Source organism: Acinetobacter sp. YH01010, assembly GCF_013420775.1.
GTDB classification, from domain to species: domain Bacteria; phylum Pseudomonadota; class Gammaproteobacteria; order Pseudomonadales; family Moraxellaceae; genus Acinetobacter; species Acinetobacter amyesii.
Genome location: NZ_VOYF01000007.1, coordinates 149,940 through 165,282 on the forward strand (window position 1 = coordinate 149,940; position 15,343 = coordinate 165,282).

At 39.8% G+C, this 15,343-nt stretch carries 18 protein-coding genes; 8 read left to right on the top strand and 10 right to left on the bottom strand.

Features of this window, described 5'->3' with window-relative positions; genetic code table 11:
* Nucleotides 1-10: 10 nt before the first annotated feature.
* Complete coding sequence (locus FTT77_RS08490) at nt 11-1,222, top strand: YeeE/YedE family protein (RefSeq protein ID WP_180027049.1); 1,212 nt, start codon at nt 11-13, stop codon at nt 1,220-1,222.
* 41 nt (nt 1,223-1,263) lie between these two features.
* On the opposite strand, the gene FTT77_RS08495 is transcribed toward FTT77_RS08490, so the two are convergent.
* The 3 genes from FTT77_RS08495 to FTT77_RS08505 form a co-directional block, all read right to left on the bottom strand.
* A complete protein-coding gene (locus FTT77_RS08495; protein WP_180007740.1) occupies nt 1,264-1,785 on the bottom strand; it encodes a hypothetical protein in 522 nt (173 codons plus the stop codon).
* A gap of 65 nt (nt 1,786-1,850) precedes the next feature.
* Complete coding sequence (locus FTT77_RS08500) at nt 1,851-2,630, bottom strand: TIGR03915 family putative DNA repair protein (RefSeq protein WP_180007739.1); 780 nt, start codon at nt 2,628-2,630, stop codon at nt 1,851-1,853.
* Nucleotides 2,631-2,639: 9 nt separating this feature from the next.
* Nucleotides 2,640-3,899 carry a putative DNA modification/repair radical SAM protein gene (locus tag FTT77_RS08505; protein ID WP_180007738.1) on the bottom strand — a complete coding sequence of 420 codons (1,260 nt, stop codon included), beginning with the start codon at nt 3,897-3,899 and terminating at the stop codon, nt 2,640-2,642.
* A 213-nt stretch (nt 3,900-4,112) separates the two neighbouring features.
* On the opposite strand from FTT77_RS08505, the gene FTT77_RS08510 reads away from it, so the two are divergent.
* Nucleotides 4,113-5,156, top strand: a complete 1,044-nt coding sequence (locus tag FTT77_RS08510; RefSeq protein WP_180109149.1) for a nitronate monooxygenase family protein — start codon at nt 4,113-4,115, stop codon at nt 5,154-5,156.
* Nucleotides 5,157-5,311: 155 nt separating this feature from the next.
* On the opposite strand, the gene dusB is transcribed toward FTT77_RS08510, so the two are convergent.
* On the bottom strand, nt 5,312-6,316 hold the full coding sequence (dusB, locus tag FTT77_RS08515) for a tRNA dihydrouridine synthase DusB (RefSeq protein WP_373686254.1): 1,005 nt from the start codon (nt 6,314-6,316) through the stop codon (nt 5,312-5,314).
* A gap of 475 nt (nt 6,317-6,791) precedes the next feature.
* On the opposite strand from dusB, the gene FTT77_RS08520 reads away from it, so the two are divergent.
* Together FTT77_RS08520 and FTT77_RS08525 are read left to right on the top strand one after the other, a co-directional pair.
* Complete coding sequence (locus FTT77_RS08520; protein WP_180109151.1) at nt 6,792-7,166, top strand: hypothetical protein; 375 nt, start codon at nt 6,792-6,794, stop codon at nt 7,164-7,166.
* A gap of 315 nt (nt 7,167-7,481) precedes the next feature.
* The gene (locus FTT77_RS08525) at nt 7,482-7,652 is read left to right on the top strand and encodes a hypothetical protein (protein WP_171262568.1); all 171 of its coding nucleotides are present in this window, start codon (nt 7,482-7,484) and stop codon (nt 7,650-7,652) included.
* Nucleotides 7,653-7,743: 91 nt separating this feature from the next.
* Here the strand turns inward: FTT77_RS08525 and FTT77_RS08530 are convergent, their stop codons facing one another.
* Nucleotides 7,744-7,980 carry an acyl-CoA thioesterase gene (locus FTT77_RS08530; RefSeq protein ID WP_373686704.1) on the bottom strand — a complete coding sequence of 79 codons (237 nt, stop codon included), beginning with the start codon at nt 7,978-7,980 and terminating at the stop codon, nt 7,744-7,746.
* Between the two features lie 92 nt (nt 7,981-8,072).
* On the bottom strand, nt 8,073-8,255 hold the full coding sequence (locus FTT77_RS08535; protein WP_168377709.1) for a hypothetical protein: 183 nt from the start codon (nt 8,253-8,255) through the stop codon (nt 8,073-8,075).
* A 277-nt stretch (nt 8,256-8,532) separates the two neighbouring features.
* Between FTT77_RS08535 and FTT77_RS08540 the strand changes: the two genes are divergently transcribed.
* From FTT77_RS08540 to FTT77_RS08550, 3 genes are all read left to right on the top strand, one after another.
* Nucleotides 8,533-9,741 (top strand): DUF1615 domain-containing protein, encoded by a 1,209-nt coding sequence (locus tag FTT77_RS08540; RefSeq protein WP_180109152.1) that lies wholly within the window; start codon nt 8,533-8,535, stop codon nt 9,739-9,741.
* Entirely contained in the window at nt 9,689-10,327 is a 639-nt protein-coding gene (locus FTT77_RS08545; protein WP_180109153.1) for an HAD-IB family hydrolase, read from the top strand. Before FTT77_RS08540 ends, FTT77_RS08545 begins: the two co-directional genes overlap by 53 nt.
* A 176-nt stretch (nt 10,328-10,503) precedes the next feature.
* Nucleotides 10,504-10,707, top strand: coding sequence for a hypothetical protein (locus FTT77_RS08550; protein ID WP_078188800.1), 204 nt, complete (start codon nt 10,504-10,506; stop codon nt 10,705-10,707).
* Between the two features lie 81 nt (nt 10,708-10,788).
* Here the strand turns inward: FTT77_RS08550 and FTT77_RS08555 are convergent, their stop codons facing one another.
* Nucleotides 10,789-11,883 carry an acyl-CoA desaturase gene (locus tag FTT77_RS08555; protein WP_078193588.1) on the bottom strand — a complete coding sequence of 365 codons (1,095 nt, stop codon included), beginning with the start codon at nt 11,881-11,883 and terminating at the stop codon, nt 10,789-10,791.
* Between the two features lie 12 nt (nt 11,884-11,895).
* On the bottom strand, nt 11,896-12,963 hold the full coding sequence (locus tag FTT77_RS08560) for a flavin reductase family protein (RefSeq protein ID WP_180109154.1): 1,068 nt from the start codon (nt 12,961-12,963) through the stop codon (nt 11,896-11,898).
* 168 nt (nt 12,964-13,131) lie between these two features.
* Between FTT77_RS08560 and fabR the strand changes: the two genes are divergently transcribed.
* Complete coding sequence (fabR, locus tag FTT77_RS08565) at nt 13,132-13,806, top strand: HTH-type transcriptional repressor FabR (RefSeq protein ID WP_372491111.1); 675 nt, start codon at nt 13,132-13,134, stop codon at nt 13,804-13,806.
* A 64-nt stretch (nt 13,807-13,870) separates the two neighbouring features.
* Here fabR and FTT77_RS08570 read toward each other — a convergent pair whose 3' ends face one another.
* Together FTT77_RS08570 and FTT77_RS08575 are read right to left on the bottom strand one after the other, a co-directional pair.
* Entirely contained in the window at nt 13,871-14,668 is a 798-nt protein-coding gene (locus FTT77_RS08570; protein WP_168377713.1) for an alpha/beta fold hydrolase, read from the bottom strand.
* Between the two features lie 106 nt (nt 14,669-14,774).
* Nucleotides 14,775-15,038, bottom strand: a complete 264-nt coding sequence (locus tag FTT77_RS08575; RefSeq protein WP_168377714.1) for a PAAR domain-containing protein — start codon at nt 15,036-15,038, stop codon at nt 14,775-14,777.
* Nucleotides 15,039-15,343: the final 305 nt, after the last annotated feature.

Consider the following 15,343-nt stretch of genomic DNA (forward strand, 5'->3'; position numbering starts at 1 on the left):
TTTTTTCTCCATGTCTGTTATTGCTGCGCCAGCCAATCGATCCAATATATCGATTTGGGTGGCTTTTGTTTTATTAATTTTAGGCACCATTGGTGCTTATCTGGTTGTAGGCGTTAACCAAGCATTGCTATTTTTAATTGGCGGTGCTTTGGGTATGACGCTTTATCACGCATCTTTTGGTTTTACCTCAAGTTGGCGTGTCTTTATTAAAGAGCGTCGTGGTCGTGGCTTACGTGCACAAATGATCATGTTGGCTTTGGCTGTACTGCTCTTCTTCCCTGCTTTAGGTGCGGGTGAATTATTTGGCAACCCAGTCAAAGGTAACGTTAATCCTGTTTCAATGTCCGTGATGATCGGTGCCTTTATTTTTGGTATTGGTATGCAACTTGGCGGCGGTTGTGCATCAGGCACCCTGTACACTGTGGGCGCAGGTAGTGCACGCATGATTGTAACGCTGATCTTCTTCTGTACAGGTTCACTGATTGCAACTTCACATATTCAATGGTGGTTTGACCTTCCCCACTTTGAGCCGATTTCTTTAGTCAAAAGCTTTGGTGTAGTCCCTGCACTGGCATTAAACTTTGTGCTCTTTATATTGATTGCCGCAGCAACAGTTTACTTTGAAAAGAAACGCCATGGTCAGCTTGAGGTCGAGCCGCAAGCCATGCAACACGGTTGGAAACGTTTTCTACGTGGTCCATGGCCTTTAGTTTGGGGCGGAATTATCCTAACTTTACTGAACTTTGCCACACTCGCACTTGCAGGCCGTCCTTGGGGCGTAACCTCTGCCTTAGCCGTTTGGGCCGCAAAATCAGCAAGTGTCATGGGGATCGATGTTGCATCTTGGGCATATTGGCAACAACCTGCAAATGCCAAAGCACTGACCGAATCATTATGGTTTGATATTACGTCGATGATGAATTTCGGCATCATGCTCGGTGCCTTACTCGCAGCGAGCCTAGCAGGCAAATTTGCACCGAACTTTAATATCCCAAAACGCTCACTGCTAGCAGCTGTGATCGGTGGTTTGATGTTGGGTTATGGCGCACGTTTAGCATACGGCTGTAACATTGGTGCATATTTCAGCGGTATCGCTTCAGGTAGTTTACACGGCTGGTTATGGTTAGTATTTGCCTTCATTGGGAACGGTATCGGCGTCAAATTACGTCCAATCTTCTTCCCTGGCGAACGTCCACAACCTGAAAAATTAACAGGCTGCTAATATCTGTGAAATAAAAAGCCCCTCAAGTGAGGGGCTTTTTTTTAATCTGTCAGTGCACCTTTTAGATTACAACCATATTGCATGGTTTCTTGTGCCTGTTTGTATGTGGTATAGCGGTTGATAATAAAATCATAAAATTGGTCAGCATTTGCAAATACCTGACTCAAATCTTCGCTTGCGGCATTTGGCAGTTTAACATCTTTCACCAAGGCCAAGTTCACATGTCCAAGATGATACATTTCGGTAAAATAATGATTCATTACTTCGCAATAGGCAATTTTGGAGCTTTTTAAAGCGGTATTGGCAACAAAATGCTGATTTAAAGTTTTTAAGTTTTGAACATCTAAAGCGGATTGATCTGAAAAAGCCATACTTTCTACTTTTTTTAGTTGGCTAAAATCTTTTGCTAGAGTTTGATTTAATTGTTCAAAGCGTAGTTGTAATCCAGCAGTATCGGCAACTTGATAACTTTGCGGATTGAATGTTTTCTTTTCTTGTTCATTTGCAGAACACGCCGTGAGCGTCATTGCCGTCAGAACGGTCGTAACAAGAAATAATTTCATCAAGGTCTCACTTAAACAATCAAAAGCGCAATCATTATGCCCGAAAACAACTAGATGATTCACACTTAAATCGCTTTCTCATTCATATAACGCCAATAACGACGTGGCACATACTGCACATGTAATTTCATATTACGTCGAGCTTCAATATTGACACTTCTAAAATAATCTTTCCAAAGCTGATCATATAAAATTTCATCATCATCCAGTTCGATATTGAAGGATTGACTATGACCTGACAGTATTTGCCCGTCTATGGTTGTGGCATCCATATCCACTTGATGCACCTGCTGTAGATCATAGTAAATGCCATAGTTACGTTTTTCATCGTAAATTAGCCAACGTTGATCTTGATAGCGTGCCTTAAAATGCCGCTCGATCAAAGGCAATACATTAAAATCAGGTGAGACTAAACTAATAAACAAACCATCCTGACATTTTTTAAAACGCACAAAAGCTTCCATACGATGTTTTTCACGTCCCACTTGCTTCGCCCATTGACTCAGACCCAATACGTCTGCATGACCATAATTCTTTGATACATCTCGCTGCTGCTGAAACACATACACTGCAAAATTAAAGCAATGCTGAAAAGCCTGCTGCTGCTCGGATAAAAATGCATAATAAAACTGTTTCAACGCACGATCAGATGCTTTGAGTTTTAAACCCTGCCATACCCGCTGTGCATGTTCATCATGACTTGCTACATCAATGACATCGGCGAAAAGACCCGCCTGTACTTGCCCATCCGTGCAAATCTGTACGTCAAATTCCTTAAATTGAAAGGCCCGAAAAATGCAGCTTAGTAATCCTGTCATCGTGCCATCAAAGACATAAATACTCACGACTGTATCCTAAAAACCTAAGTTCAATTGATGTGAAATCTGCTGAGTATATTTCGACTGACCACTTTGCAAGATCTGCTGACGTATTTGATGTGGCTGTTGATCTCGAATAAATTTGGGAGAATCTTCACAGCGTATAAAATGTTGTGCTCTGTTGTAGGAAATACCCATACGTTTTAATTGGTCGATATGGATTTTCCCAAAACGTCGTGCTTGAACAATTTTTTTAGCAGAACGTACACCAATACCCGGCACTCGCAAGATCATCTGATATTCTGCACGGCTGATATCCACGGGAAATTGCTCTGGATGACGCAGTGCCCACGCTAATTTTGGATCAATATCCAATTCTAAATTTGGATGCTCTTCATCGACCAACTCTGTCGCTTCAAACCCATAAAAACGCATCAACCAGTCACTTTGATACAACCGATTTTCTCGTAATAACGGTGGCGCAGAACCCACAGCTGGCAGCGCACGCTCCTCTTCATTAATTGGAATATAACCTGAGTAATACACACGCTTAAGCTTAAACTCTTTGTAATGACGGTCTGCCATCAGTATGACATCACGGTCAGACTCTTGATGTGCGCCCACCACCATTTGCGTCGTTTGTCCTGCGGGTACAAACTTAGGCACTGTACGTATTATTTTTCGTTCATCTTTAAATTGAATCAAACGGTCTCGGACGATACCTAAGTCTTTTTGAACTTCGACATGGCTTTTTTCAGGTGCAAATTTTTTTAACCCATCTTCTGTCGGCATTTCCAAATTAATACTCATACGGTCGACATATAAACCTGCTTCGGTAATGATTTCCTGAGATGCCCCCGGAATGGTCTTCAGATGAATATAACCATTGAAATTTTCTTCTAAACGCAGCTTTTTCACCACTTGCAACATGCGCTCCATGGTGTAATCTGCTGATTTAAAAATTCCCGAACTTAAAAATAGCCCCTCAATATAGTTCCGACGATAAAAATTCATGGTCAAATCGACCACTTCCTGTACCGTAAATGCTGCGCGCTTTACGTCGTTACTTCGACGGGACACACAATATGCGCAGTCAAAAATACAGACATTGGAAAATAGAATTTTTAATAACGAAACACAGCGACCATCTTCGGTATAGCTATGGCAAATGCCGTTTCCAGTATTACCCAGACCTTTGTCTTTATTTTGGCGCTTACTACCACTCGAAGAACATGAGACATCATATTTGGCAGCATCGGCTAAAATTTGCAGTTTTTCACGGATACGTTCAGACATGGGAGAATTATAAATTTAAAGTGAACACAGCATTATTTTAAAAGGATCCACCTCAAAAGTCGGGTCATACATCATTACTACGACACGAGGTGTCGCTTAATTTCAAGTACAACTTTCGTGTAAGCATAAGACCATTTTGATATGAAATAACGAATATTATTTGCTTAATTTCACTCGCTTGGGCAAAGTAATTAGAGTGATTGGAGTATGCACATGACTTTATTAGAAAAACTTGGCATCAAACACCCTATATTTCTTGCCCCAATGGCAGGTGTTTCTACACCTGAGCTTGCTGCAGAAGTGTCAAATCAAGGTGGACTTGGTTCACTGGGTTTAGGTGCAAGCAGTGTTGAGAATGCACGTCAGCAAATTTTACAAACTCAAGAACTTACTGACCAACCTTTTCAGGTGAATTTCTTTTGTCATGATACAGTAGAACTCGATGAACAAGTTGCTGCCAAATGGATCATGCAATTTAAATCACGCTTTGCTCAATATAATGCAGAAGCTCCAGAAGCACTGAACTGTATTTATCCAAGCTTTAAAGACAATGACCATTTTCTAAACCTCTTACTGGAAACGCGCCCTAAAGCGGTAAGCTTCCATTTTGGTATTCCACATCCACATCAAATCCAGGCCTTGAAACAAGCGGGTATTTTGACTCTAGTTTCTGCAACCAACTTAGCAGAAGCTAAACTGATCGAAGCTGCAGGCATTGATATCGTGATTGCTCAAGGTATTGAAGCTGGTGGTCACCGCGGCATTTTCAATGAAAACTTTGATAGCAGCGTCAAGACTCGTGATTTGGTTCAGCTCTTGAAACGCCATATTCAATGCCCCATTGTTGCTGCTGGCGGCATTATGAATGGACATCAGGCCTATCAAATTATGGAGTTGGGTGCAGATGCTGTTCAATTGGGCACTGCTTTTGTGCAATGCAAAACATCAAATGCAAATGAAGCTTATCGCAAAGCATTATTTGATGCACCCATCACGCAGATTACATCAAGTATTTCAGGCCGCCCTGCTCGTGGCATTATCAATAACTGGCACACAGATATTGATACGCCGACTCGCCCAACCGTTCCGGCTTACCCATATAGCTATGATTTAGGCAAACAATTACATGCAGCAGCCAGCAAGCATGGCGTACATGAATATGGTGCATTTTGGGCAGGAACTAATGTCTCTCAAATACGTGAATTGGAAGCACCCGACTTGATCAATCAATTGGTTTTAGAAATGCGCTTTAACTAAGACCTCGCTCAACGGGTCATTCAAACATGAATGCCTAATAAAAAGCCCTCAACATTGAGGGCTTTTTATTAGGTACTTATTTCAAATCAATCTAACTAACTTACAGCGGCCTACTTTGTATCACATTGCACAGATCTATTTCGTTTGACTTTAAGTTACTTGGTTTCAAGCAAATTGACCTGATCAACTTGAACATCACTCATGATCTGACCATGATCGAGTAAGTGATTAAAATAGTTCTCGACGACTTTATATTGATCTGCTGTAGATTCAACTTTATACATATTTTGGCGGAACTCATTACTAGAGCGTAAACCTTTGGTATACCAAGCAATATGTTTACGTGAAATTCGACAACCTGAATATTCACCATAAAAACCATATAACTCAGATAAATGTCCAAGCAATACGTCACGAACTTCCATAATACTTGGCGCAGCCATATGCTCACCTGTCGTCAGGTAATGTCCTATTTCACGGAATATCCATGGGCGACCTTGAGCTGCACGACCAATCATGACTGCATCGGCACCGGTATAATCCAATACATATTTAGCTTTTTCAGGTGTATCAATATCACCATTGGCAATCACAGGAATATTGATCAACGATTTCACATCTTTAATTAAGCTATAACGCGCCGTATTCAGATACATATCTTCACGTGTACGACCATGAAGTGCCAATGCAGCAATGCCAGCTTCTTCGGCACGTTTCGCAACGCGCAAAATGTTTTCATGGCCATTGAGATAGCCCAAACGGGTTTTTAAAGTCACGGGTACATCAACTGCATCAACCACAGCATCTAAAATGCGGGCCACCAAGTCTTCATCTTTGAGTAGCGCTGAACCTGCCAATTTATTACAGACTTTCTTCGCTGGACACCCCATATTAATGTCGACAATTTGCGCACCATTTGCCACTTGATAGCGTGCAGCTTCAGCCAGTTCAGCTGGATCTGACCCTGCAATTTGAGCAGAAATAGGCGCTATTTCACCATCAAAATTGGCACGATAAAGACTCTTTTTACTCATGCGTAAGGTCTTATCTGCCGTCATCATTTCACTGACAGCATGACCTGCGCCAAAGTATTTGCAAAGGGTACGAAATGGGCGATCTGTAACCCCTGCCATAGGTGCCACCCACAGTTTTCTCTCGATGGGACGATCGAATAATTCTTGAATGACAGGATGTTGACTCAATGTTTTAACCTCTAGCTATATTTAGCAAATGATGCCCGAACCACATTCGAAATCTTCGAAGCAACTTTTAACAATGCTAAATTCAAATGTATGTTCGCAAAATCTGTTGAACGAAAAAACGTTTTATGGCAATGATTATGCAATTGAATGATGACAATGAACATCAACATTGCTCAACGATTGAATTGAGGAATTTGAAGCTTCGGAATTGGACGGCAAATTTGCAATGCGATAGTTTAGTAATTCCAAACAAAAATTTCTACGCTTTTGCTTAAGAGTCGTTGAAAGTTATGCATATACCTTCTAGCTAACACACTATCGATTCAACATCAGACTTTCAGCAGATCTGCCTGTACAGGTGTTACTATAGAGGGATACTGCTAAAATCATTGAAAACTTAAATCTATAAATTCACATCAGTGAGTTGAACTTTATGAAAAAATTGAAAATTCTCTCTTTTATATTTTCCGCTACCATATTGACTGCCTGCCAACAACCGAATGACGAGGTAGCTGCAGCTGAAAGTCAAAACGCTGATTTAACAACGGAACAAGCGACTCAACAATTTGAGCAGTCAGATGCGCAAATCAGTCAATACCTTGATGTTTTAGATGCCCCAAGCACATCGATCAAGGAAAAAACACAAGTCTTATGTCATGACTACCCTCATGAATATAAAACTAACTACATGCCTGCCATGCTCAAACTCGCAGCCCAAGACTATACTCAAGATAAAATGTTGAATGATTTAAAGATTGCACAGGACTATTACAAAGAAAAACTCAAAATTGAATGCCCTGCTGAATAATCTCCCTTTCATCATGGCGTCACAATTGTGCGATAAATTGTTATTAAGCGAAAAGTGTGTAAGTTTCGCTGTAATAACAATGTAAAATACACTTCCCGATTTATTCGGGTTTTTCTTTTTAAAGCCTTTCAAATATTAAACGACATTTGAATGACACATATTATTTTGTAATGGATTTCAAACTATTGATTTATTTTGATAAGTTTTTCGCAAATGTTCACAATCTAGACACATAACAACTCATTTTAATTACACTTTTATCATGATTAATACATTAAGTTGTTTTTTCCAAAAAAATAGACTGAAGATTGAATCATGAAAACTTTAAACAAAGTACTTTTCGCTACACTTATCTCTGCTGCTGCTGCAACTACATTTGCTGCTGAAGAACAAAAAGTTGAAGCTGCTGCATCTGAAGCTCAAACAACTGAAGTTGCTCAAGATGCAACTGAAGCGGCTCCTGCTTCTGAAGCTGTTGCAAAATAATTGAGCAAAAATTTAAAAGCCCACAGATTGTGGGTTTTTAAATTCACAGACATTTTAGATCTGTCGCAGCTTTCAATGAATTTGATTTCAATTATTTAAAATATAAACGTTGAATTTGACGTGCCCGCCGGTTTAAACCCAATACTTTTTTTCTTTGTAAAATGTCTTCTTCACTAAATCCCAAGTGCTGGATTAATTCAGACATAGCTAAATCTGCATGTTCGATCAACACGGCATCTTGTTCAGTTGACCAAATCACGTTTGATACCTTTAATTTGTGCTGGCGTTTTAAATTTCTCATTTGCACAGTATAAAATACTTTAGACATATCAACAAAAAGCCCACCCGATGTGAGCTTTTTGCACAGACTGAGTATTCATCATCTATTGGATTGAAATATAGATTTACTGAACGATGATGTTAAAGATTTTCATCCTTCGTGATCATCACTGAGGTTAAAATTGGAACGGCAAAACAAGGTAGTAAGAGTAAGATCCAATATTCCACCATCGGTTTAGCCACAACAAAGTTAATAATGATTGCCCCCAATACCATAACTAACGCAATCAAACCCAAGAAACGACTGAAAAATTTAGCTGGCATAATAATCCCCTTAAAAAATTTATGGATTTCAGCTAGTATATACCTGCATTTTTTATAATCTGTTGAAAATGATATTGGAATATTCATCTATTTAGCTCAAAAAGCATTCTTTTTCCAATCATCCTGACAGAACTGCTTGTTTTTACACGCGTAGATCTCCATAAATAGATTGACAGTCCCCTATGAGACATATACATATTTATTCATTACTTATGTATTTTGCATAGTATACTGCACCTGCTTTGTCGCCCCCATATGGCTGAGTTTATTGGAAAATATGAACAAAACTTTTTCGACCACATTATGCTTTAAATCCCTTTCTGTACTGGCTTTATCCATTGGCTTGGCTGCCTGTGGTAATGGTTCATGGTGGAGCAAAGATGAACCCACTATGGAAGCGGAACAGATCAAAAAAGCCATTCCACCTCGCGTGAATGAACGTCTGTCATGGGCCAATGATATCTACGACATTAGTGATCAGCTCGGTATTCCAACCACGAAAGAAAATGTTTGTACGATTGTTGCTGTAGTCGATCAAGAGTCCAATTTTGTTGCCGACCCGCATGTGCCGGGACTCGGTGAAAAAGCCGTCAAAGAAGTTCAAGATCGTCTTGAAGAAAAGTTTAAAGATAAATTGGGTGATGGCATCGGTGGTACAGTCGCTGGCTATTTCCAAGATGTGTTAAAAAATCAACCGAGTCCAGAAGATAACTATCTGAGCCAAATGCGCCGTGTACAAACTGAACGTGAACTAGACGAGTTATATCGTGAAATTTTTGACTATATGTCTAAACATTATCACGTGAGTGCTTTGACGGGCGCAGCGAAACTGGTTGGACAAGATATTGGTGAAAAGCTCAACCCAATTACTACTTTGGGTTCGATGCAAGTCCATATAGGCTATGCCAAAGACCACAAACGCCAAGGTGGAAATATTGCCGCACTACGCACAGACATGTATAGCCAATATGGCGGTTTGTATTATGGCATCCACCGTTTAATGATGTATCCGGCTGAATATGACAAACCGATTTATCGTTTTGCAGATTATAACTCGGGTCGTTATTCGAGTCGTAATGCGGCATTCCAAAGCATGTTGAATGACTTGACCCCTGCTGAGCTCGGCTTAGATGGTGACCTCTTACTTTATAATAAAGATGGTTCTCCACGTTCTGCAAAAAGCCAGTCTGAAACCGCGTTGATTGCCGTTTTTGCAGAAAACAATGTGATCGCGACGCCACGTCAAATTCGTTCAGATCTTAAAAAAGAAAAAGATCAGGACTTTGAAGATACTTTGACGTATAAAGCGGTCAAAAAATTGTACCAAGAAAAGACTGGTAAAGAACCGTTTTACGCCATGATGCCTGAAGTCGTAATTTCGGGGCCAAAATTAAGCCGTGATTACAATACCAATTGGTTTGCCACACGAGTCGATGGACGTTATCAAACATGCATGCGCCGCATCAAAAACCTTAGCCTTATTTGATTTTGACGGAACCCTGTGTAATAAAGACAGTTTTACAGGGTTCATCTTCTATTCCCTGCCTAAAAGGCATATCGTGCGCCAAGGGATTAAAATTCTTCCTTGGATTCAAGGCTATTATCTCAAGCTATATCCTGCACATGCAATGCGTCCTCGCCTATATGCCGCAATGTTTAGCCAAGCCAATCATGAGCACATTTTAAATCAAGCAGCGCAATATGCTGAACATTTGATGGCAGAACTCAATCCTTCACTGTATGAACAATTACAGCAACACCAAAAACGCGGTCATGAAGTCGTTTTAGTTTCGGCCTCCGTCGATTTATATCTTAAACCTGTGGCTGAAAAGCTCGGGGTCAAACTGATTTGTACCGAAACAGCAGCCAATGACCAAATACTGACTGGTTTGTATCAAACCTTAGACTGTAGTGGTGAGCAAAAGAAAATTCGCGTTTTGGAGCAATTTAACCTTCAAGACTATGAGCATGTTTATGCCTATGGAAATAGCGATGAAGACCTCGCCATGTTTGAATTGGCCACCCACCATTTCATGAATGGACAGGATAAGTGCCTACCAGAACTCGACTAAAGTCGAGTAATTTAGTTTGTTTTATTAATCAAAGTTAACAATCACAAACTTAAATTTAAGTCGCTCTAATATATGGGTAAATTTTGAAAATTCTGCTTTTATTTTGACTTTATAGTGTGCTATTTTTCTCATTAATTAGAAATAATGCGGTCAAATATTAAAAGCGGGAAAAGAATATGAATCAATTCAATCCACCGAAATATGTCAAAGGCCTCCATATTAAATTTGGCGAAAATCCATTTGTACTCCTTGCTCAATTTGCCTTCTCAGCCACTCGCCAGATGTGGACGAAAGAAGAAATTGAATTGGTCATTCGTATGGCTAAAAAAGGAAATTATATGAATTTGATTAAGATCCTCAAATTACATATCAAAAAGTAAAATAGATATTTCCCCAAAGTTAATATAAAAAAGCCATGCAATTGCATGGCTTTTTTTCCCGTAAATTTAGTGTAGCGTTTATTACTTTTTAAATGGAAACGCATATTTCACAATACGTTTTAGTACACTGCCGTACTGTTTCACTAAGCTTGCGTTGTTATAGTTCAAACCATATTTTTCACATACGGCCTGTACTTTTGGCGCCATTTTACGATAACGACGCGCAGGAACATCAGGGTATAAATGGTGTTCGATCTGATGGCTTAAATGCCCTGTCAAAATGTGAAATGCTTCTGAACCAGTAAGGTTTGAAGAACCACGGATTTGACGCATGTACCAATGTCCACGGCTTTCATTTTCAAGTACTTTTTTCGGGAAAACTTCAACATCTTTGGTGAAGTGACCACAGAAAATAATACTAAACGTCCAAATGTTACGAAGACCATTCGCAACGAGGTTCCCTGTGAGCACAGGTAATGCTGCCGGCCCTGCAATAAGCGGGAAAAACACATAGTCTTTAAATAATTGCTTGCCGATTTTGGCTTGCATTGGCTTCCATTCTTCTTTGGTCTGCTGTTTTGTTTTGCGACCTTTAAAGTATTTACCCAATTCAAGGTTTTGAATGGCAACACCCCATTGAAACAATAAGCAAAATGGAATGCTATAAATCGGTTGTAATAGATAGCCCGGCTTCCAACGCTGTTCTGGGAACAAACGAACGAGACCATAACCAATATCATCATCCATACCTTTAATGTTGGTATAGGTATGATGTTTAAAATTGTGAGTTTGGCGCCAGTTATCTGCAGTACCCACGATATCCCATTCATAAGTCTGACCATTGAATTTAGGATCATTCATCCAGTCATATTGACCATGCATGACATTATGACCTAATTCCATGTTTTCCATGATTTTGGCAAAACCTAAAAGACCTGTGCCTAAAATCCACGCTGGCGGAAACCAACCTGCAAACAATAATGCACGACCAGCCATAGATGAATATCGAATAGTCGAATACACACGACGAATGTATTTCGCATCCTTTTCACCTAAGTCATCTAAAACTTCTTGCTTAATCGCGTCAAGCTCACGCGCAAGTTCATCTAATTGCGATTGGGTTAACTCACGGTTTTTAGGATTTTTAAAATATTCAATTTTTACAGGCATGTTCATATTTTTTCTACCTTATAAATCAATAACGAGATCTGACTGTGCTGAGTTCACACAAATTTTGAGTAAATTACCCGGTTCTGTATTTTGGCTACCATTGACCATATTTTTAGTCGAACCTTCAACTTTGTTGCAGGCACATTTATTACAAATGCCCATACGGCAACCGTGATTTGGTTTGATATTTTGCTGTTCAAGACTCGCTAGAATTGATTGGCCTTTTGGAATACTGACGGTTTTATTGGATTGTGTAAGCGTGACATTCACAAAGCCAATATCATCCGTTGCGATTGGACTCATGCTAAATGCTTCACTCATAAAGCACTGTGCATGATCAAATAACGCTTCGGCCTGAGTGACGAAACCCGATGGACCACATGCAAACACTGTAGTGTACTCAATGTTGTTAATTTGAGCAGCGTGAGAGCCATTTAATCGTGGATCAGCAACATCTTCTTGGGTAAAGAAAATTTGAAATTTAAAGTTTGGATATTGACTTGCCAAAGCTTCGAAGCGTAATTTAAATGCGGCATCATCGTGATACTTAACCCAGTACATTAACTGAATTGGTTGCTCCGCAATTTGCTTAGTTTTGCTCATCCCTTTCAACAAACTCAACATTGGCGTAATACCACTACCCGCAGCCAATAGTAGCAACGGCGCAGAATTTGACACCAAAGTCATATCACCAAAAGGCTGACCAAATTCTAAGATATCACCCACTTGCGCTTGTTCTACGAGCCAAGTACTCACAATACCCGTATTCACTTTTTTTACGCTAAGTAATACGTGTTGATCATCCAACTGAGTCAAACTATAAGTACGTTCGTAACGGATACCATTTACGCAAGCAAAAACAGGATGATGCTGACCAGCTTCGCCAATTTTAAACAAACGGTTCACCTGTATGGTTAGGCTAACCATCTCATTTGCTGCATTTTCTTTTTGTACAATTTTGCCGAGAGCCTGATTACCAGACCATAACGGATTAAATTTCTGCAACCAGAAATTTACCGCATTGACGTCTACAACACTGTCTTTGAGTGCGTTTAAAGGCTTTTTCGCTTTTTCGAGTACATGCATAATCAAATACAACTCATGGGAGGTTTTTAATTATTATACACATGTATATATATTTGTATATACAATTGTACATTTAATCGACATTTTCACAAAAGCTATTAGCAGACGCTATAATATGTTAATGTTTTTAATCTATTAAAAAATATGACTCAGTCTGCACAGACGAATATGGTTAACATGTACCAGGAAGAATTACATTCTGAAGCTGAAACTCCACTTGCAGTTCGCACTGTAGGCCGTAAAGCAACGATTACCAAGGAAGAACTGTTTCAGGCAGCGCTTAATTTAATTGGTCCACAAAAAAGTATTTCATCACTGAGTTTGCGTGAAGTTGCACGTGAAGCTGGCATTGCTCCAAATAGTTTTTATCGTCACTTCAAGGATATTGATGAATTAGCCATAGAGTTGATTGATCGAGCTGGTGGTGTGTTACGTCAAATTTTGCATGAAGCACGCCTTCAGGCATCACGCCAAAGCAGTATTATTCGTAGTTCAGTTGAAGTATTTATTCAGCAGCTAGATGCCGATGAAGGCAACTTAAGCCTTTTACTTCGTGAAGGCTATACTGGTTCGCATTCCTATAAAAATGCAGTTGAGCGTCAACTTAACTATTTCCAACAAGAATTAAGAGAAGATTTAATCGTCCTAGAACGTTTAAATCAGAGCAAGTTGGCTCACCCTGACATCGTGGCACGTGGTATTACCCAATTGGTGTTTAACATGGGTGCGAAAGTCATTGATCTACCGACAGAACAACGCAAAGAAGTTGCCGAACAAACCATGATTATGATTCGCATGATTTTGGAAGGTGCTCGCCATTTAGACGAAGCACAGATTCGCTAAAAATTAACGGTCAGAAAAAAAGGAGACGTTCAGGTCTCCTTTTTTATGAGCAAAATATATTTTTCTAATGCTGTAAGTACTGCATGACGTGTAGCGCTGTCTGTTTCGGCTGCTCAAGTGGAAACATGTGCCCACCTTCAACTACACTATAATCTATACCATAGGTTTTCTTCATTCCGTCAGGTAAACCTTGTTTATAAAAATGGCTGTTATCTGCGGTGATAAGGTGTACAGGCATTTGAGGGGCTTTTCGTGGAGTACGCCACCACCATGCAGGCACTGTACGGAAAATTTGCGCTTCCACGGCTTTTGGAATGCTGAGGGTCACGCCACCGCGTTTTTCATCAGCTTGAATGCCTTGTGCAAAGTAATCTTCAAAACACTGCGCATCAAAACTTTTAAATAAACGATTATTCCGTAGTGCCGTATATGCTTCATCCAAATTTGACCAATGGTCATTGCGCTTCAGCGTAATTGCTGCAGGGGTAATTTTATCGACAGCTTTGAGCTTTAATTTTTGCATACCTTCAAAAATGGCAGACTTAGGACCGATTACGAAAGGTGGATCCATAATAATCAGTTGTGAAAACAAATCTGGACGTTTATAAGCCGCCATAAGGGTGACTAAAGAGCCAAAAGAATGCCCAAGCCCAATCACTTTTTGTTTTGGAAATTGGTGCTCGATATCTGCTATGACTTGATCGACCAAATATCGCCAATCTTTAGTGATCGGATAGCGCTCATCCATACCAATAAGCGGAATCACCTTCACATCAAATTGCGGTGCAAAGTAGGATAAAAACTTTCGATAACTTGCAGCAGGAATACCATTGGCATGGGTAAAATGGATCGCGCTTTTCATCTAAAACTCATCCAATCAACTGATGATGCCACATCATAAAGAGATCAATACGATTTAAACAGGACTCAATAAGTTTATCTAGATGACCTCAAAGTCAGTTTGCAGATTATTTTTGTGAACCGACCATTGATTGATTCGGTAAAAATGTTGCGCCACAACTGGTTTTATCTCCAGCAACCACAACACCTCGCCCCTTTACCGTTGTACTTTGATCTGCCGCGATCGCAGCCACAGTCGAATTACATTTCGGGCAATAATGTTTCATGCCGTTTAAATGCACCGCAATACCATTAATCACAAATGAAGGTTCACATTCTGAAACCACACCACCGTGTGACGTTTTACTACCTAAGGTAATTAAGGATTTCATATTTTTATTTTCTTCTAACGAACTGCTGAAATTTGAAGCATTTTAACGGAACTACCCACAACTCGCTAGCATCGACGTATAAATTTAACCAAGCCAAAACTTTACTTAACTAAAGCATCAAAACACGACATTAAGACAGTTCGTGATCAATCATTTGAATATGATGCTATCTCTGTATGTCAGAATACATTTAATCATTTCACCTTCATAATTCAATTGACATCAATCACGACAGCTTATGTCGCGATGCCGATTCTTTTACTAATCAAAGCATGTATATTGGGTATCGCAATGAGCATGAAGCG